Annotated in this window: 18 protein-coding genes; 10 read left to right on the plus strand and 8 right to left on the minus strand. The window is 36.6% G+C overall.

Annotated elements, in window-relative coordinates; translation table 11 throughout:
- Nucleotides 1-528 (plus strand): DUF4252 domain-containing protein, encoded by a 528-nt coding sequence (locus JAZ75_RS13860; RefSeq protein ID WP_084825452.1) that lies wholly within the window; start codon nt 1-3, stop codon nt 526-528.
- A 2-nt stretch (nt 529-530) separates the two neighbouring features.
- Nucleotides 531-1,013 (plus strand): hypothetical protein, encoded by a 483-nt coding sequence (locus JAZ75_RS13865; RefSeq protein WP_208696156.1) that lies wholly within the window; start codon nt 531-533, stop codon nt 1,011-1,013.
- Nucleotides 1,014-1,080: 67 nt separating this feature from the next.
- Here JAZ75_RS13865 and sucD read toward each other — a convergent pair whose 3' ends face one another.
- Nucleotides 1,081-1,959 carry a succinate--CoA ligase subunit alpha gene (sucD, locus tag JAZ75_RS13870; protein ID WP_132772105.1) on the minus strand — a complete coding sequence of 293 codons (879 nt, stop codon included), beginning with the start codon at nt 1,957-1,959 and terminating at the stop codon, nt 1,081-1,083.
- Between the two features lie 91 nt (nt 1,960-2,050).
- The gene (locus JAZ75_RS13875; RefSeq protein ID WP_208696158.1) at nt 2,051-2,584 is read right to left on the minus strand and encodes an RNA methyltransferase; all 534 of its coding nucleotides are present in this window, start codon (nt 2,582-2,584) and stop codon (nt 2,051-2,053) included.
- Between the two features lie 111 nt (nt 2,585-2,695).
- Here JAZ75_RS13875 and rpsT point away from each other — a divergent pair, with 111 nt between their 5' ends.
- Entirely contained in the window at nt 2,696-2,950 is a 255-nt protein-coding gene (gene rpsT, locus JAZ75_RS13880; protein ID WP_132844653.1) for a 30S ribosomal protein S20, read from the plus strand.
- Between the two features lie 139 nt (nt 2,951-3,089).
- On the opposite strand, the gene JAZ75_RS13885 is transcribed toward rpsT, so the two are convergent.
- Together JAZ75_RS13885 and JAZ75_RS13890 are read right to left on the minus strand one after the other, a co-directional pair.
- A complete protein-coding gene (locus tag JAZ75_RS13885) occupies nt 3,090-3,932 on the minus strand; it encodes a DUF1080 domain-containing protein (protein ID WP_132772107.1) in 843 nt (280 codons plus the stop codon).
- A gap of 43 nt (nt 3,933-3,975) precedes the next feature.
- Complete coding sequence (locus JAZ75_RS13890) at nt 3,976-4,809, minus strand: helix-turn-helix transcriptional regulator (protein WP_021187813.1); 834 nt, start codon at nt 4,807-4,809, stop codon at nt 3,976-3,978.
- Between the two features lie 398 nt (nt 4,810-5,207).
- Between JAZ75_RS13890 and JAZ75_RS13895 the strand changes: the two genes are divergently transcribed.
- Complete coding sequence (locus tag JAZ75_RS13895; protein WP_208696160.1) at nt 5,208-6,698, plus strand: succinate CoA transferase; 1,491 nt, start codon at nt 5,208-5,210, stop codon at nt 6,696-6,698.
- Nucleotides 6,699-6,869: 171 nt separating this feature from the next.
- On the opposite strand, the gene JAZ75_RS13900 is transcribed toward JAZ75_RS13895, so the two are convergent.
- The 4 genes from JAZ75_RS13900 to JAZ75_RS13915 are packed head-to-tail and all read right to left on the minus strand — an operon-like array spanning nt 6,870 to nt 10,077.
- The gene (locus JAZ75_RS13900) at nt 6,870-7,811 is read right to left on the minus strand and encodes a glycerophosphodiester phosphodiesterase family protein (protein ID WP_132772108.1); all 942 of its coding nucleotides are present in this window, start codon (nt 7,809-7,811) and stop codon (nt 6,870-6,872) included.
- Nucleotides 7,812-7,822: 11 nt separating this feature from the next.
- Nucleotides 7,823-8,335, minus strand: coding sequence for a shikimate kinase (locus JAZ75_RS13905; protein ID WP_132772109.1), 513 nt, complete (start codon nt 8,333-8,335; stop codon nt 7,823-7,825).
- Between the two features lie 4 nt (nt 8,336-8,339).
- Entirely contained in the window at nt 8,340-9,530 is a 1,191-nt protein-coding gene (locus JAZ75_RS13910) for a BT_3928 family protein (protein ID WP_409049543.1), read from the minus strand.
- Between the two features lies 1 nt (nt 9,531).
- On the minus strand, nt 9,532-10,077 hold the full coding sequence (locus JAZ75_RS13915) for a DUF1599 domain-containing protein (RefSeq protein ID WP_208696162.1): 546 nt from the start codon (nt 10,075-10,077) through the stop codon (nt 9,532-9,534).
- A gap of 187 nt (nt 10,078-10,264) precedes the next feature.
- On the opposite strand from JAZ75_RS13915, the gene JAZ75_RS13920 reads away from it, so the two are divergent.
- The 6 genes from JAZ75_RS13920 (at nt 10,265) to JAZ75_RS13945 (ending at nt 19,042) form a co-directional block, all read left to right on the plus strand.
- Entirely contained in the window at nt 10,265-11,062 is a 798-nt protein-coding gene (locus JAZ75_RS13920) for a HipA family kinase (protein WP_208696164.1), read from the plus strand.
- Complete coding sequence (locus JAZ75_RS13925; protein ID WP_021189640.1) at nt 11,040-11,423, plus strand: DUF3037 domain-containing protein; 384 nt, start codon at nt 11,040-11,042, stop codon at nt 11,421-11,423. Before JAZ75_RS13920 ends, JAZ75_RS13925 begins: the two co-directional genes overlap by 23 nt.
- A gap of 65 nt (nt 11,424-11,488) precedes the next feature.
- Entirely contained in the window at nt 11,489-12,298 is an 810-nt protein-coding gene (locus tag JAZ75_RS13930) for a serine O-acetyltransferase (protein WP_021189639.1), read from the plus strand.
- Between the two features lies 1 nt (nt 12,299).
- Entirely contained in the window at nt 12,300-13,172 is an 873-nt protein-coding gene (gene cysM, locus JAZ75_RS13935; protein WP_132772112.1) for a cysteine synthase CysM, read from the plus strand.
- A 749-nt stretch (nt 13,173-13,921) separates the two neighbouring features.
- On the plus strand, nt 13,922-17,143 hold the full coding sequence (locus tag JAZ75_RS13940) for a SusC/RagA family TonB-linked outer membrane protein (RefSeq protein ID WP_208696166.1): 3,222 nt from the start codon (nt 13,922-13,924) through the stop codon (nt 17,141-17,143).
- Nucleotides 17,144-17,155: 12 nt separating this feature from the next.
- A complete protein-coding gene (locus JAZ75_RS13945) occupies nt 17,156-19,042 on the plus strand; it encodes a RagB/SusD family nutrient uptake outer membrane protein (protein WP_208696168.1) in 1,887 nt (628 codons plus the stop codon).
- Nucleotides 19,043-19,116 lie beyond the last annotated feature (74 nt).

The following is a 19,116-nucleotide window of genomic DNA, read 5'->3' on the forward strand; positions in this document are numbered from 1 at the left end:
ATGAAGCATTCAATAATTATAGGAGCCCTTTTACTCTTTTGTCTGACCTTGCAAAGTTGTTTTGTTAAAACAAGTCCAAACATGTCGTTTGTGAGTAAGAGAGACCTCTCAAGTGATACGGAAGTTGCATCAATAAGGGTACCGATGTTTTTAACAAAAGCATTTATTAAAGGTAAAATAAAAGAATTAGATGAAGAGGATGCGATTGCGGCATTGGCCTTGCGGAAAATCAAGAAGTTAAAGATCATGACAATTTCTGGAAATAAAAAAGATAATCTCATGAGTAAGTTTAATGCTTATCTAGCTAAAAATAATTTTGAAGAAATGATGAGTTTGTATAGTGAAGGATCAAAAATTACGATTAATACAGAGATGAAGAAAGATCATGTGAAGCGTGTGCTATTGGGGATCGCAGATGAGGAGGACTATGTTTTTGTTGATATTAAGGCTGATCTGGATTTAAATGAGTTATCTAAAATGATCGAGTATTACGAAAAGAAAAATAATAAAACTAAAATAATAAACTAGTTATGGAAAAGTTAATAACCGCAATTGCACTTGTTTTTAGCGTGTTTACCGCTCAGGCACAGCTTTCTAAAGTTAATGAATTTGTAAATTCATTGCCGAAAAAACAAAAAGGGATAGACATCTTTAGATTTAGTGGTGCTAATGTAAAAGATGTAAACAAACTTAGCGATGGAGATTTGTTTATGGATATTAAACAATTTGTTCCCGATTCTTTATTGAAAGATATTCAAGATTTGGTCATCTGCCAAATTGGGGCTGAGCAAGCTAAAGAATCTAAAGCTCTTGAAAATGCTATAAAAAAAGCAGATTTAAAAACGCTGTATGCTGTAGAAACAGATGGTGTGGCAGTGCAGATGTTGACAACAGATTTTGATCAGAATAATGCGCAGGATTTACTAATTGATGTGAAATCGGAAGATGATTCCAGAATAACTGTCATGCTAAAAGGAAAGATTCCAATGGAGTTGACTGGTAACAGTAAGTAGAAGGGGGTATATATAAAAAAAGCCTTGCAATTTTTTGCAAGGCTTTTTTTATATATAAAGCTTACGCTTAGTTTTTCTTAGCTAATTCTTCAGCGATTGCTTTTCCGATTTCAGCAGGAGATTGTACTACACGGATGCCACACTCAGCCATGATTTTCATCTTAGCAGCTGCAGTATCGTCAGCACCACCAACAATAGCACCAGCGTGACCCATACGACGTCCTGGAGGCGCTGTTTGACCCGCGATGAAACCTACTACTGGTTTAGTACCATTTTCTTTAATCCAAAGAGCAGCTTCAGCTTCCATACCACCACCGATTTCACCGATCATGATGATCGCTTCAGTTTCTGGATCATTCATTAATAATTCTACTGCTTCTTTAGTTGTAGTACCAATGATTGGGTCACCACCAATACCGATAGCAGTTGTAATACCTAGACCAGCTTTTACAGTTTGATCAACAGCTTCGTAAGTTAATGTTCCTGATTTAGAAACAATACCAACATTACCTTTTTTGAAGATGAAACCTGGCATGATACCAATTTTAGCTTCATCAGCAGTGATGATACCTGGACAGTTTGGTCCGATTAAACGAGAATTTTTGTCACTCAAGTAAGATTTTACTTGAATCATATCTTTAGTAGGAATACCTTCAGTGATACATACGATTACTTCGATACCTGCTTCAGCAGCTTCCATAATCGCATCTGCTGCAAATGCAGGAGGTACGAAAATAATAGAAACGTTAGCACCAGCTTTTTCTACAGCATCTTTAACAGTATTGAATACGGGACGGTCTAAATGTGTTTGACCACCTTTTCCTGGTGTAACACCACCAACTACGTTTGTTCCGTACTCGATCATTTGACTAGCATGATAAGTACCTTCTGTTCCAGTGAAACCTTGAACAACTACTTTTGAATCTTTATTAACTAATACACTCATTTCTTCTTAAAATTTTGCATCACAAATCTACTATTTTGCATTGGAAATAGGAAGTAATATAAATACTTATATCCCCTTAATTGATAAAAAATTAAGAGAACTTACTTTTTTGAATAAAATCCCAAGTTACGATACCAATTGTGACAGATACATTGAAGGAATGTTTTGTTCCAAATTGCGGAATTTCGATACAATAATCCACTAATGTCATGACTTCTTCATCGACACCATTCACTTCATTGCCAAATATTAAAGCATACTTAGCATCTTTTGCAGGTATAAAGTTTTGTAATAGTACACTGTTTTCGGCTTGTTCGATCGCAATAATAGTATACCCCAATTCTTTTAAAGTTTTAATTGCTTCCATAGTTTCCTCGACATGTTCCCATGGAATCGTTTGTGTCGCACCTAAAGCTGTTTTTTCAATTTCGCGATGTGGAGGTGTAGCCGTGATACCACATAAGAATATTTTTTCTATTGCAAATCCGTCAGCCGTTCTAAAAGCTGATCCGACATTATGCATACTTCTCACATTGTCTAGAACGAGTGTGATAGCTGTTTTCTCTTGGTTTTTGAATGTTTCAACATCAGCACGTTGCAGCTGATCCATGGATAATTTTTGCATGTTGCAAAGATAAGTATAGAAAACTTTAAAATAGATTTTGAATATTAGAAATAAGATGTTATTTTTGCATTCCGAATTTTAAGTAAAGAACGAATAAAAATTAGCTAAAAAATGGCAAATCATAAATCAGCGATCAAAAGAATTAGAGCAAACGCTACAAAGCGTTTAAGAAACCGTTACCAAGCAAAAACTACTCGTAACGCAATTAAAAAATTACGCACTTCTACTTCAGCAGAAGAAGCTAAAACTTTATTGCCTCGTGTAATTTCTATGCTTGATCGTTTGGCTAAGAAAAATGTAATCCACAAGAAAAAAGCTTCTAACAACAAATCTAAGTTAACTAAATTTGTTAACGGTTTAGTTTAAGCTTTCAGTATAATATATAAAGGGATACAGTTCTCTGTATCCCTTTTCTTTATGTTTTTACTTTACCCTGGATTTTCTCTTTTCCAAGCGAATGAATGTAAATAAAAGTGTCGAGATTCTCGACACTTTTTTATTTTTCTTATTTTTCCATTACCGCTGCAATTGCCTTTTTCAGAGCCGCTGGGTTTTTCATATAAGGTTCTAAATCGTAAATCTCAACCTTTTTAAAGTCTATAGGATGACTCTCGCTTTGAAGAGAGATTGTTCCTTTACTGAGTAGTTGCCCCGCTTTTGTTTTTGGAAGGTCAGAGTGCGATACATTTCCACCACCATATTGCGGCTTCTGATATTCGAGAACTTTTTCTCCATTTACAAAATGTTGGATAATAGAATCTCCTAAGACAAGAAAATCTGCTGTTACCCATTGATCTCCATGATAAGTTTTCGATGTAGAGCTTACACAATGTGGTGTAAATAATTTATTGTTCATGACAACATTTGTACCCGGTGTACATAGATTACTTGTTGTCCGTTCATTTGTTCCGTCGCCACCTAATAACTGGCCTTCAATTGAAACTGGAAAATCTTGATCTTTTGCCATTGTTTTAGGATCTTGACCATGTAACATAGCACCACTGTTGCGCCACGCCCAACCTTCACCTCCATTAGCTTGATCGCCAACGAAACGATATTGAACACGTAGGATGTAAGCAGAAAATTCTTTGTTGTAGAATAAATGGCCATATTGTTGATCAAATTGATCATACCCATCATATCTTACTTTTAATAAACCATCTTCAACACGAAACGTATTCGCATAGTTTTCTCCAACCTCGTGCTTGCTAATTTTTGGCGTCCAATTTTTTATATCCTTGCCATTGAATAATTGTAATGGTTTTGGTTTCTTGTTCAGTGAGCTGGCGCCAACTGAAACACACAGGGCAAGTCCTGCTAAACTAAAAAATAGTTTTTTATAATTCATTATTAAGATTTTAGGTATTAGAGAACTAAAATACTTAAAAATATTAAATTAACAATTGTTTTTGCTTTACATATTCGCTTGGTCTTACACCGATCACTTTATTAAAGGTATTACTGAACGTCGGCAAACTACTATAACCTACCTTCAAAGCAACTTCATTTACACTTAGTTTTTCATCTAAAAGAAGTTTAAGAGCCGTTAACATTCTTAATATTGTATAATACTGTATAAAAGACATGTTGAGTTCTTTCTGGAAAAGACGCGCTAATGTACGTTCGCTGATGTTGAATTTTTGAGAAAGTGTTTTAAAGCTTACATTTTCCTCAATGCGGCTTTCTAAAAAGGTGACGATATCTTTTAGCTTTTGATTGTTCGGATAGGGGAGTGCCAATGGTAGCTCGTGCTGGGAGACTTCAGGTAATAATAATTTAAATGCTTTTGCAAGCGAATATTTAGGCTCTTCAACAGGGAAAATATTACCGTTCCATCTGTTTGTGAACATGATCAACTCATTAAGAAGATCGTCGACAGGGTAGATGCTTATCTTCTTGTAGAACTCCTGGTCAGTATCATACTTTGGAAAATAAAGATTACGCATAACCACATCAGGGGTGCTCGGATGAATACTGTGGCGAATGCCAGCCGGTATCCAGATGTAATGTCTTGCAGGAAGAAAATAGGACTTCTCAGCTGTTTTTAAAAAAACAACACCACCTTCTGTATAAAGAAATTGATCTTTATTGTGCACATGCTCGGTAATAAAATTTTCGCCAATGATAGCATGGTGACAATAGATGCTATCCTCAAAAGAATCCACTTCTGTTACGTAATAACGATTAACATATTTGGGATCTTTTATATCGCTTTTTATATTCATGATTTCCTTCCGTTTCCGTTGCAAAGTTAAAGTTTTTATACAAAAGCTTTGTATTACTTTATGAATGTAAGTTAATACTCACCATTATTGATTGTTAATTTGGGTATGTAAGTAAGTGTGTACTAATTTTTTGAAATTTTTTAAACAATTAAGAGGTTGATTGATAGTGTTTTATGTTTTTTTCAAATATTTAATATTAAAACGATTTCTTCTGATAAAAAATATTAAATGCTGATTTATAAATAATTACAAATATATCGTCTTTATTGGATAATTTTGTGACTAATTGCAATAAATTGACATAGAAAAAATAACTTAATATTGTTTGTTCTAATATTCAAACAATTACTAAGAATATGTTTGTAAATATTAGTAAATTGGGAAATAAGTAAAGGAATATGTCATACGATAGAATTAAACTTAAAAGTTTACTTGATAAAGTAATTACAGCAGAGCAGGCTGCACAACTATTTGAAAATGGTATGATCGTTGGCTCAAGTGGATTTACGAAAGCCGGAGACAGCAAAGTCGTATTGCCAGCTTTGGCAGACCGGGCGAAAACAGATCCTTTAAAGATAACATTGATCACAGGTGCTTCTTTAGGTCATGGCACAGATGGTAAGCTGGCTGAAGCTGGTGTTCTTGCTAAGCGTATGCCGTTCCAGGTGGACCGAACACTTAGAGGAAAGATCAATAGCGGGGAAGTCCTATTTATTGACCAGCATTTGAGTGAAACAGCAGAGTTGCTGCACAATAAGAATTTAGCCTCTGTTGATATTGCCGTACTTGAAGTAGCAGCGATTGAAGCCGATGGTAGTATTATTCCGACCACTTCAGTGGGTAACTCAGCAACTTTTGCTGCTTTAGCCAAGCATGTGATCTTAGAAATAAATACAGCTGTTCCGATGGAGATTCGTGGCATCCATGATATCTATCAAGCCGAAGATTATCCAAGAAGAAACGTTATACCTATAGTAGCTCCTGAGAATAAAATTGGGCGAAAAACAATTGCCTTAGACCCTTCAAAAGTCGTTGGAATTGTATTTACTGATATCGAAGATAGTCCGGCAGATATTGCAGAACCAGATAATAAGACAACGGCTATTGCGAGTCATATCTTAAATTTCTTTGAGAAAGAAGTAGAAATGGGACATCTGTCTTCCAGTTTATTGCCACTTCAGGCGGGGATAGGTAAAGTTGCGAACGCTGTTTTAATGGGTTTTAAAGACAGTAATTTCCGCAATTTAACGATGTTCTCAGAAGTTTTACAAGATAGTACCTTTGATTTAATTGATGCGGGAGTAATGGATTTTGCATCGGCTTCTTCCATTACGGTTTCAAAGCCCTGCTATGATCGTGTATTTGGAAACTTGGATAAGTATCGTGATAAGATGGTCTTGAGACCGCAAAATATCTCAAATACTCCAGGATTAATTCGTCGTTTGGGTGTTATCGCTATTAATACGGCTATTGAATTTGATATTTATGGCAATGTAAATTCCACACATATTTCAGGCACCAATATTATGAATGGTATAGGTGGTTCAGGTGATTTTGCAAGAAATGCTTACTTAAGTATATTCGTTACACAGGCAGCATCAAAAGAAGATCGTATTTCGCATGTGTTACCCATGGTATCACATGTTGATCATACAGAACATGATGTTGACATATTAGTAACTGATATCGGTCTAGCCGATTTAAGAGGATTAGCTCCTCGTGAACGCGCTCAAGTTATCATTGATAACTGTGTTCATCCAGATTATAAAGAGCAGTTACAAGACTACTATGACCGTGCCTGTGAGCGCGGGGGCCATACACCACATATCTTGGAAGAAGCATTTAGCTGGCATGTGAATTTGCGCGATCAAGGAAGTATGAAGAAATAAAAAAAGAGTGATACAATAAAAAAGTAAAGCAGCTATTCTTAAGAATAGCTGCTTTACTTTTTTGTCCCCAATTCAATGATTGGTAATAGACAATGATAAAAGCGCGCTTACTCTAAAATATGCTATTTTTTAACCATGTTTTAGTTTTACTTGCTTCTTGTCTTACCATCGTTATTGAATAAATTTGGAAGTTATATTTCTCTTTTTTATGTAAAAGTCTAAAACGCGTCCCGCTTCTAGGGGTCTATCGGTGCTCAAAATATCTGCGCCATTTTCAATAAAGCGGGCATATAGTTGATCTCCTTTTTGTTTGGCCTGGCGGTCTAAATTTCCTAGTGTACCTAATATACACATGATACCATGTTCATGAAGTAGCTCTATTAAGTTTTTATCCGCTTCTCTGGTGCCGAGAAAGGCAATAATGCGATTATCTGGAATATCTCGATCATTGAGCCGCACTAAATCTGCTTCATTTTTTATAGGTGCAGACAGCATGAGGTCAGGGGCTAAATTATGCACAACAGCAGCCTGATTTGCGGAATACGTAATGATTATGGCATTACTTTCAGCTTTTTGACTGCGAATAGCACGGATCACCAAATCATAGGGAACCCCTTGTTTAATATCTAAGGTGAAGATGACTCTACCTTTGCCCCATGCTAAGGCTTCTTCCAAGCTCGGAATTCGATAAGGGGTTAGCTTTCCATTAGGATCTTTTAATCTTAAACCTTTTAATTCATTTTTAGTTTTAGAATCTACTGATCCCGAGCCATTAGTTGTTCTGTTTAAGTTGCTGTCATGCATCAATATTAAAGCAGAATCCTTAGTCAACCTAACATCACATTCCACAATGACAGGTCTGTAGCTCGCGTTAAATGCAAAAGTTTCTACTGCATTTTCAGGATAACCGGTTGTAGGGCCTCCTCGATGTAAGCTGATGAGCGGATATCGGTTTTCATCGTATGTTAAAAATTGATAAAGCTCCTCTGCTGTTTTTAAATTGAGTGTTTTACTACCCGCCAGAACATCCGAAGATGTGCCGGTCCGAAAGCAGGATGCTAAAAGTGCGGTTGTAAAAATTAAAAAAGGGAAGAGATTTATTCTTCTAAACATACAGTGATTTGTTATTGGTTTTTCTTTAATAAAATGATGAGATCATCTATTGGCGTATTGATATGATCAATAATTAGATGAGCTTGTTGATAAAACGGTTCTCTTTCAGTTAATTTTTCAGTAATAAAATTAAATAGTTCCTCTTCAGTTTTACCGATTAAAATAGGTCTTTTATTCGGTTTTGACTGAGACAATCTATCAAATAGCGATTTTGGTGACATCTGTAAATATACCGAAATACCATTTTCATTCATCCACTGCATGTTATCAAAAAAACATGGAGAGCCACCTCCGGTAGAAACGATTGCATTTTGTTGCGCAGTTTTTAGTAACTGCTTGCGTTCTAATTCTCTAAATTTTTCTTCCCCGTGCAACTGAAAATATTCTGTGATGGACATGCCTATCTCTTTGACAATTTCATCATCAGTATCGATAAAAGGTAACTCTAATTTACTTGCTAACTTTTTGGCTAAAGTGGTTTTTCCACTTCCCATATAGCCAATTAAAAAAATAGGTTTTGGCATATTATTATTTATCTAAACTTAAGTATCGCTCTTCTATATCTTTTGCATCGGGTATAGCATTGTAATGCCATTTGTCGATTACGGTTCCTGATTTTAATAAAAGTACCCCAGGATTTGCACGGATCATGCTTTTCAACGGAATAAGATCAGCATAGAATATTTCTGAAATTAAGTGTAATTTATCACTTAGGTAGTCTGAATCTTCAGAAGAACTGGCCGTCAATAACACTATTCGTAGATTGTAATCTTCAGTTAATTTTGTCGCTATTTTATTGATTTTATCTAAAGCCTCTACATTAGCTTTGGACAGGTCTTTAGCAACAATAATTAAATTATAATAAGGATTATTGATTATTTCTTGGGTATGGTCATTTCCTTCAGCATCTGTAATCAGTAGATCTGTAATCGGAATCTGATAGCCTTTCTTCACCAATTTACTTTGCGGTTCGCCAACGATTTCCCAGTTTGTGTCTTCCCAGACTTTTTCAGACATGTAAATTTTATCGGTAATGGTTTTTGTTTCCCCCGTTTTAACATTTTTCATGCTGTAGATCTGTTCATAAACATCGCCTTCTTTTCCTTCAGGTAGAACCATTAGCGATGGGATATTATTACCGATTTTATAAGGTAAAAAATCTATAAAAGGTAAATACATGAACGTATAGATTCCAATGCCAAAAGATAAGACTGCTGTAAATGTTGCTACGAGGCCACGATTGGTCGGATCTTTAATGAGTGGTGTAATTTGATTGCGGTAAACAAAAATGATTAAGATCAAAGCAAGCAAGACGAGATCCTTGCCAAAGGACTGCCAGGGTGTCAACGGAATAGCGTCGCCAAAACAACCACATGAAGTAACAACTTCAAAAAAAGCAGAGTAAAAAGTAAGGAAAGTGAAGAAAATGATCAGCAGTAATAAACCCCACGCTACAAGCTTTTTGTAAAAACCTAACAAAAGCCATATACCCAATATTATTTCTAGTGCACAGACAACGATAGCAATCGCTGTAGCATAGTCATTTAAAAAGTCGGTATGAAAAACATGAAAATATTCTTCGAGTTTATAACCAAAGCCAGTAGGGTCATTCGCCTTTATAAAACCGGAGAAAATAAAAAGAAGACCTGTAAAGATGCGCGCAAAGCAAAGTAGATAGTTTGTTTTTTGCGATTTATTATTGATGACTGCTGACATAATTTTAGTTTGATTGAGCTAACCCCATTTTTATAAGTGCAAAAACGGCATAATTTAACATATCTTGATAATTGGCATGTATTCCTTCGGAGGCGATTGTGGCGCCGTTATTGTCTTCAATTTGTTTCACACGGTGAATTTTCATGAGTATCAGATCTGTTAACGAAGAAATCCGCATATCGCGCCATGCTTCGCCATAATCGTGATTTTTAGCTAGCATAAGGTCACGTGTTTCATTTACTTTTTCCGTGTATTTTTCATTTACAAATTCTGGACTTAAATTTTCTTCACCATCTTCACCTAATTCGAGCTGAATCATACCCATAATACAATAATTGATGATACCCACATATTCTTCCAAAATACCTTCCCCAACTTTAGATACTTTTTTGACCTCTAAAGTACGAATGCGTTGTGCTTTAATATAAATTTGATCGGTTATAGAAGGAAGTCGCATAATACGCCAGGCTGTTCCATAATCTTTCGTTTTCTTGATAAATAAATCTTGGCAGTGCTCGATAACTGTATTGTATTCCTGAGTCGTATTCATAACTATTATTTGCGTATTTCACGAGAAAGTGAGTGAACTATTGTTACAAATATAATTAGAATTAACCATTTTTATGCGTCACAATTATGTCCAATTTAGCTGAATATCGCTAATAAAAAATAAAAATGTTGATATTTGATTTAAGGATTTATCGCTTGAGTATCGGTAAATTATAAAAGGATGACAGATGATAATTAAAAAACCTGAAATAAGAGAAGTTAGAATTACCCGCTACATACAGCCTTTTCGTGAAGGAGGTTCTTTGCCGGCATTGGCCGATGCAGATGATGGCTTTAGTTACGTGATTAAGTTCAGAGGTGCCGGACAGGGAAAGAAAGCTTTAATTGCAGAGTTGATAGGCGGAGAGATTGCCCGTGTTCTTAATCTCAGAATGCCTGAAATGGTTTTTGCAGATTTGGATGAATCTTTTGCCAGAACCGAACCTGATGAGGAAATTCAAGATTTATTAAAATTTAGTGTTGGCAAAAATCTAGGTGTTCATTTTTTAAATGGGGCCATTACTTTTGATGCCAATGTTGATCAGATAAGTCCTGAAGAAGCATCTCGAATTGTCTGGCTCGATGCGTTGTTGATGAATGTTGATCGTACGGTCCGTAATACAAACATGCTGATCTGGCATAAAGAATTATGGTTGATTGATCATGGAGCTTCCTTATACTTCCACCATAGTTGGGACAATTGGGAAGAGCAAGCTATAAAACCCTTTGTGCAGATAAAAGATCATGTGTTATTAAAGAACGCCAACCAAGTTGAATCGGTGGACCGACAATACCGTTCTTTATTAACCGAAGAAGTGATCCGTAATATAGTGGATATCATACCAAGTGAATGGTTAGTTGATGAATCGAGAGATTTATCTGCAGCTGAGGCGCGAGAAGTTTACGTGTCCTTTTTGATGAAGCGCTTAGCACATGCTGATCATTTTTTAAATCAAATTGAAGATGCCCGAAAAAACATTATATGAGTATGCGGTGGTACGCTTAGTACCACGTGTGGAGCGTGAAGAGTTTATTAATGTTGGTGTGGCGTTATATTGCCGGAAATACCGATTTGCAAATGTTCTGTTTGATATCGATGAAGTGCGCGCCAGATCTTTATTTCCGGATATGGATATAGAAATGATAAAGGCTCATCTTGAATCTTTTGTGAAAATATGTACAGGAGCAAAAGATGGTGGCAAATTAGCTGCGTTGGATCAGACAGAACGTTTCAGATGGTTGACCGCCAATCGAAGCACAATTATCCAGTGTTCTCCGGTACACCCCGGATTATGTGAAGATCCGGCAGAAACTTTACAACTTCTTTTTAACAAGCTGGTTTTATAAATTGTATATTTTATCTACCATATAAGTATAGTATATTTGTACTATTACATAAAGGGATTACACCCATGAATGATTTTTACGAACACATTTATCAAAAACAATTGGAGGTATTTGAAATGCCTTCCAATAAAAAAATATCAGGCTGGGCAGTAGGGATCTTAGATCTGTTATTTCCAGAGCGAAATGCAGGTGGGATAAAATCTGTCGCAGAAGTGCAACTTGCTTTTCAGCAAGCTGAGCTTGAATTAGAGCAACTGTTAAGTAAATCAAAGGCTTGTGAAGCATGTGATCACTCGCTTGTTGCACGTGATTTTTTTCAATCATTACCACAATTATATGAATTGATGTGTTCAGACGCTGATGCTTTAATAGCAGGCGATCCGGCAGCAAAGAATCAACGGGAAGTTATTCGTACATATCCCGGTTTTTTCGCAATAAGTATTTTTCGGATCGCAAATAGACTTCACCGTCTTGGTGTTCCTTTGATACCCCGTATTTTAACAGAGCACGCGCATTCGAAGACGGGCATTGATATTCATCCGGCAGCAACTATCGGCCATCATCTTTATATTGATCATGGTACAGGTTTAGTCGTAGGTGAAACCTGTGTTATCGGAAATTATGTAAAGCTTTATCAGGGGGTGACGCTAGGCGCATTGAGTGTTGAGAAAATTTTATGCAATGTGAAAAGGCATCCTACAATCGAAGATCATACCATTATTTATTCGGGAGCAACCATATTAGGTGGCGATACTGTTGTAGGCCATCACTCCGTTATCGGGGGAAATGTGTGGTTGACAAATTCTGTAGAGCCTTATACAACTGTCTATCATCAAGCAAATTCTAAATTTATAGATTCCAAACCTTTAATTTAATATGGGAAATATCATTGATACCATTGGCAATACTCCTTTAGTTGAAATCACAAAATTTCATAGTAATCGAAATGTGAAGATTTACGCTAAAATGGAAGGAAATAATCCTGCAGGTAGTGTAAAAGACCGTGCTGCATTGAATATGATTCGATCGGCTATGGAAAGAGGTGAAATTACGAAGGATACAAAGTTGATTGAAGCAACGAGTGGAAATACGGGTATTGCACTCGCTATGATTGCAGGTATTTATGGCCTAAGTTTAGAACTAGTAATGCCAGTTACTTCTACGCGCGAACGGACATTAACGATGCAGGCATTTGGTGCACAGGTCACATTATTAGAGAGCATGGAGATCTGTCGTGATTATGCGGAAGATAAAGCTGCCACAGGAGATTATTTTATTTTAAACCAGTTCGCAAATCCCGATAATTATAAAGCACATATTAAAACTACAGGTCCGGAGATTTGGCGTGATACCGCAGGAAAGATTACACATTTTGTTAGTGCAATGGGTACTACCGGTACGATAATGGGGAACTCTATATATCTGAAGGAGAAAAATCCTGAAATACAGATCGTCGGTTGTCAACCAACTGAGGAGTCATCCATTCCGGGGATTCGTCGCTGGCCTGAGGAATATCTTCCGAAGATATTTGACGCTTCTCGTGTCGACCGTATCCTAGATATCTCGCAGAAAGAATCTACTGAGATGGCTCGTGAGTTAGTGAAAAGGGAGGGTATATTTGCAGGTATGAGTTCTGGAGGAGCATTTGCGGCCGCATTGAAGGTAGCAAATGAAATTGAAGAAGGAACTATTGTATTTATTGCATGTGATCGGGGTGACCGTTATTTAAGCTCAGACTTATTTGCCTAAGTAGCATTATTATAATTTTAGAAAAAAGAGTCATCCCGTCCGGATGACTCTTTTTTTTACCTTGTTATTTCATTTTCTACATTTTTATTTTTTAATCAGATTTGATGATTCTCTCCTTGAAGTTATCCACATTGTGAATTAATATTGTTGATAACTATAGGACTTGTATTTTATGTTATCCACATTTTATAACAAAAATGTGAATAAGGTATTTATGCCGGATTTATTGCTTTGTGGCTGATTAAATGGTATTTAATGCTGTATTTTTTAAATTTAAGTTTTACAAAAAAAAGTATTAAACATTTATACTTCTTTTGATAATCTTTTTAAACTTATTTATATTGTCCATAAATAACTAGAATATATGTGAATAGCCAAGTGTTAATAAGTTAAGATTACTACAATTATTAACACGTTATGTTAGTTGTTAACATTAAATTGTTAATAACTTATTGCGACCAAACATCTGTTACACGGTAAAAAAACTCTTCAACTTTTACTTTCCTGGTAATGAGAAATTTAACTATTTTTTTTATAAAAGGATATATTTTTCTTTTTAGACAACTTTAATTTGATATAACTTAGTTGGTGTACATAATACAGCCTTAGTGTTTTGTATACATTACCAATTTAAACCGATTAAATTAAATAACGGTCTTGTTTAATAGACTATTGGTATACTTCCAATAGAAACAGTCTGTTTACCTAATTTAATTAACATCAACTATTTTAAACCAAACTAAAAAATTATGAGCAATCTTAATTTAGGTCAACAGCAATGGAAGAAAGCCTTTTGGATGGGAGCTATCGTCTCTTTATCTACAATCTGCCAATCACCCGTGCTTGCAAATCCAAAGAGTTTAACTTTTATGAGTTCGGCTCAAGAAAAGATTTCAGTTAGTGGCATTGTCACTAATACAGATGATGGTTCACCAATTGAGGGTGTCACTGTATCTGTTGTAGGGACAAATATCGCTACCAAGACAAATCAAAAAGGGGAGTACGTTTTGACAAATGTTCCAAGTGACGGAAAGTTGAATTTTCGAATGATCGGAATGACTTCTACAGATGAAGAAGTTAAAGGAAGAACCAGCATTATGGTGAGTCTCGTTAATTCCAGCGCCAACCTAGAAGAAGTGGTTGTGGTTGGTTATGGGGTGCAAAAGAAGGAAACTGTTACAGGATCTGTAGTCGCTGTAAAAGGTTCTGAACTATCAAAATCACCAGCTCTCAATGTTTCCAATGCCTTAGCAGGCCGGGTGCCGGGGGTAATTGCGACGAATGGATCTGCAGAACCCGGCTATGATGGGTCAACTATAAGTATCCGTGGAACCAATACCTTAGGAAATTCGAGTCCACTAATTGTTATTGATGGAATTCCCGCACGTCAAGGTGGTTTTGAACGATTAAATCCGGCAGATATTGATAATATTTCAGTTTTAAAAGATGCCTCTGCAGCCATTTATGGTGCAAGAGCGGCAAATGGAGTTATTTTAGTAACGACAAAAAGGGGAACAAACGGAAAACCTAAATTATCGTATAATTTTAATAAGGGATTTTCACAACCGACGGTCATTCCAAAATTGACAGATGCCGTTGAATATTCCGAATTGCGAAATGAACTCGAGATTTATAAATTACCGGTAGCAGAGTGGGCAGCAGCACAAAATGCCTTCAAAACGACCGGTACTTTTATCCGTCCAAACAATACAGCTGTTTCCGCTCCTTTTACACCAGAAGATGTTCAATTATTTAAAGATGGCAGTGATCCTTGGGGACATCCTAATACAGATTGGTATGGGGAAACCTTAAAGAATTGGTCTCCTCAAGAGAAGCATAATGTACAGATTACCGGAGGAAATGATGCGGTGAAATATCTAACCTCAATTGGATATCAGAATCAAGATGCCTACTATAAAAAATCTGCAACCGGATATAAACAATATGACTTAAGAATTAACTTGGATGCCAAGATAAGTAAATACATCACAACCAAATTTGGAGTTTTAGGGCGTCAAGAAAATAGAAATTTCCCAACCAAAGGAGCGGGTACCATCTTTAGAATGTTGATGCGGGGTAATCCTACACAACCAGCTTATTGGCCAAATGGAATGCCTGGACCTGACATTGAAAATGGTGAAAATCCTGTTGTGATCACGACTAACGAAACAGGTTATGAACGTGATAAAAGGTATTATTTTCAAACCAATGGACAGATTGATATCACAATTCCTTGGATAGAAGGCTTGAAGTTTTCTGGTAATGCAGCTGTCGATAAATACATTAAGAAAATTAAACGTTGGGAGACGCCGTGGTACCTGTATACTTGGCAGGGAGCTTATGAAGCTGATGGAGTAACTCCACAATTGGTAGCGGGCAAAAGAGGTCCGGCAGATCCACGGCTAAACCAATCTGATGAAGATCAGTTGAATATATTGCTGGGCGGTGTGCTGACTTATGATAAGGTCATTGGTGATCACACGTTCAATATACTAGCTGGGGTAAACAGAGAAACAATCCAAAATGATAACTTTTCAGCTTATCGACGCTATTTCTTATCGGATAAGGTCGATTATCTGTTTGCTGGTGGTGATGCCGAGAAGAATAATGACGGTAGTGCATGGGAGCGTGCAAGATTGAATTATTTTGGAAGGATCAATTACAATTATAAATCGAAGTACATTGCTGAGTTGCTATGGCGTTATGATGGTTCTTATATGTTCCCGGAGAAAACGCGTTATGGATTTTTTCCAGGAGCGATGTTAGGTTGGGTCGCTTCAGAAGAAGGATTTTGGAAGGATAATATAAAAGCCATTAATTATTTTAAAATACGAGCATCTTATGGTCAGATGGGAAATGATAATGTCTTTTATGATGATCTCCTACAAGAATATCAATTCTTCTCCACTTATAAATTTGGGTCTTATATTCTTGGCGATGAAATGATTAAAACCCTATACGAAAGCCGTGTCCCAAATAATTTCATTACTTGGGAGGTTGCTAATAATTATAATTTAGGTATTGATGCGCAGCTTTTAGGGGGTAAGATTAACTTTGAGTTTGATGTTTTTAAAAATAGAAGAAACTCAATCCTATGGAGACGTAATGCATCTATTCCTCAAAGTACGGGTATGACCTTACCTGCTGAGAACATCGGCAAAGTTGATAACAAAGGATGGGAGTTTAATTTAGGTTATCGCGATCAGAAAGGCGATTGGGGATATAGTGCTTCCATCAATGGTGGGTATGCTAAAAATAAAATTGTATTCTGGGATGAAGCTGCTGGAGCACCATCTTGGCAGCAGACAACTGGTAGAGTGATCAATTCCGGGTTGTATTATCAATATGATGGTGTATTTAAAAGTCAGGAAGAGATCAACTCTAATACCTTGGATTATTCGGCAATTACGAATAATCTAAGACCTGGTGATATGAAGTATAAAGATTATGATGGAGACGGAAAGATTACGCCGGATGATCGTGTGCGGACAAATAAGAATACGAATCCAACTTTTCAAGGTGGTTTGAATCTGGGATTACGGTATAAGAATTTTGATCTATCCATCTTATTTCAAGGGGCTATGGGTGGAGAAGTTCGGATAGCGACAGATGAATCTGGTGCAATTGGTAATTACTTACATGAATTTTATGAAAATAGATGGACGATCGATAATCCTAGTTCTGAACATCCGCGTATCACCGATCGTTCGGATCAGTACTATTCCAAAGACAATACCTATTGGTTGCATTCAAACAATTACCTGCGTCTAAAAAATGTGGAAATAGGATATAATCTAAGTGCGAAACTTGTGGAACGCTTAGGTATTTCAAGTTTTAGAGTTTATGCGAGCGGTATGAACTTAGTTACTTGGTCCAAATTGAAAATGTATGATCCTGAATCGACTAATACTTTAGGGCATTACTATCCTCAAGCTCGATTAATCAACACAGGGATACTTTTATCTTTTTAATTCGCTATCATTATGAAAACAATAAAATTATTTTATATACCGATTTCTGCATTATTATTTACAGGATTATTTGCCAGCTGTAATGATGATTTTGTCAATACCAAACCATTGGCAGAGGTTCCAAAAGAGCTTGTATGGACAGATGCAGGACTCGCTCAGGCATTTGTAAATGATCTATATAATGGATTTGGACAGGGAGGTTTTAATGAACAGATGTTAGCCTCGTTGACAGACGAGTCTATGTTTACCCATCCGGGTAGAGGAATCAATACCATTACGGAGAGTAGATCCAATCCAGCGGATCAGGGCTGGATTGTTGATTCATATGAGTATGGGAATATGTACAAGCGTATCCGCGCGACTAATATTGCGATCGAAAATCTTATTACGCCAAAATTCAATAATGAAGCGCTAGCGAAACAGATGCTGGGAGAGGCTTATTTCTTAAGAGCCTATTACTATCAGCAACTTTTGCGTTTCTATGGTGCAATTCCATTGATTACCAAGATTTATACGCTTGAAGATACGGATTATACTGCTGCTCGAAATACGTATGAAGAGTGCGTCAATTTCATTGTTAAAGATTGCGAACAGGCAGCTGCTTTATTGAGTGGGGTGGCAAAAGTAGATGGTCGTACCAATGAGGCGGCAGCTTTAGCTCTAAAAGCTCGTGTGTTACTATATGCGGCTTCCGATTTGCATGATGTACCAACGGCAAAGACCAAATCTTCAACTATATCAGCATATGCTAACCCAGAACTTTTAGGTTATGTATCTGGAAATCGTACAGAGAGATGGCAAAAAGCTAAAGCAGCGGCAAAGGCTGTGCTGGATAAAGCAGAATTTGCATATAAGTTAGATTTATCTAAGAAAGAAACGCCAGCTGATGGACGTGCAAATTATATCGCTTTAGCTATGGCGGGCAATTCAAAAATTGCCGATGCTGATGCAAAACGGGATTTAATTTTAGGAAGATTCTTTAATGACTTGAAAGATGAAGGTGGGGCTTATGTAGGGCGTAACAATGGACCTAATGGCTATCATAACTGGGCAGGAAATAGTCCTACGCAATTACTGGTAGATGATTATGAGACCCTGTCCGGTGAAAAATTTAATTGGAATAATTCTGTTCACACAGACAGTATATATAACAATCGTGATCCTCGCCTTGGTGCTTCTATACTACATGACGGTGCAAAATGGAAGCCAAGGACAGATGATGTTAAGAAGAGAGATACTGCGAATCGAATTCAAACGGGTCAGTATGAGGTGATCAATGAAAAGGGAGCGAAAGTCATCCAGTATGGATTAGATACGCGTAATTCTCCTGTTGAAGATTGGAATGGAAGCTATACAGGTTATTATATGCGAAAATTTGTAGATGCAGACCCAAGAATTGTTGATCAGAATACCAGACAAAGTGTGCCGTGGCCAGTACTCCGTTATACTGAAGCTGTACTGAATTATGCAGAAGCTTGTCTTGAATTGGGAGAGGATGCTGAAGCACGTACTTGGCTAAATAAAATTCGATTCAGATCTGGGATGCCTGCTATTGATAAAGATGAATCTGGACAAAAATTAAAAGATCGGTATCGTAATGAAAGACGTGTTGAATTGGCTTATGAGGAACACCGCTTCTTTGATACACGCCGTTGGATGAATGCCAAGGAAACGATAGGAAGACAAGTTACTTTAATAAGTATTTTTGGGACTTTAAAAGCGGGTAAACTTGTGACTCTTTACGGATATAATACAGACAATTATAGCTACTCTTATAAAGTGAATACAATTGCACCTGGTATAGAGAATAGAAATTGGTTGGATAAAATGTATTTCATATCCATTCACCGAGATGAAATGAATAGAAATACCAAGTTAATTCAAAACCCAGGTTACTAGTTTTAATGACCTAATTAAAAAAATGGGGTTATCTTGAGTAAGTCATGACTTTAATTATAAAAGTTTCATCGTGC

It is taken from the genome of Sphingobacterium sp. UDSM-2020 (genome assembly GCF_016132525.1).
Taxonomy (GTDB): domain Bacteria; phylum Bacteroidota; class Bacteroidia; order Sphingobacteriales; family Sphingobacteriaceae; genus Sphingobacterium; species Sphingobacterium anhuiense.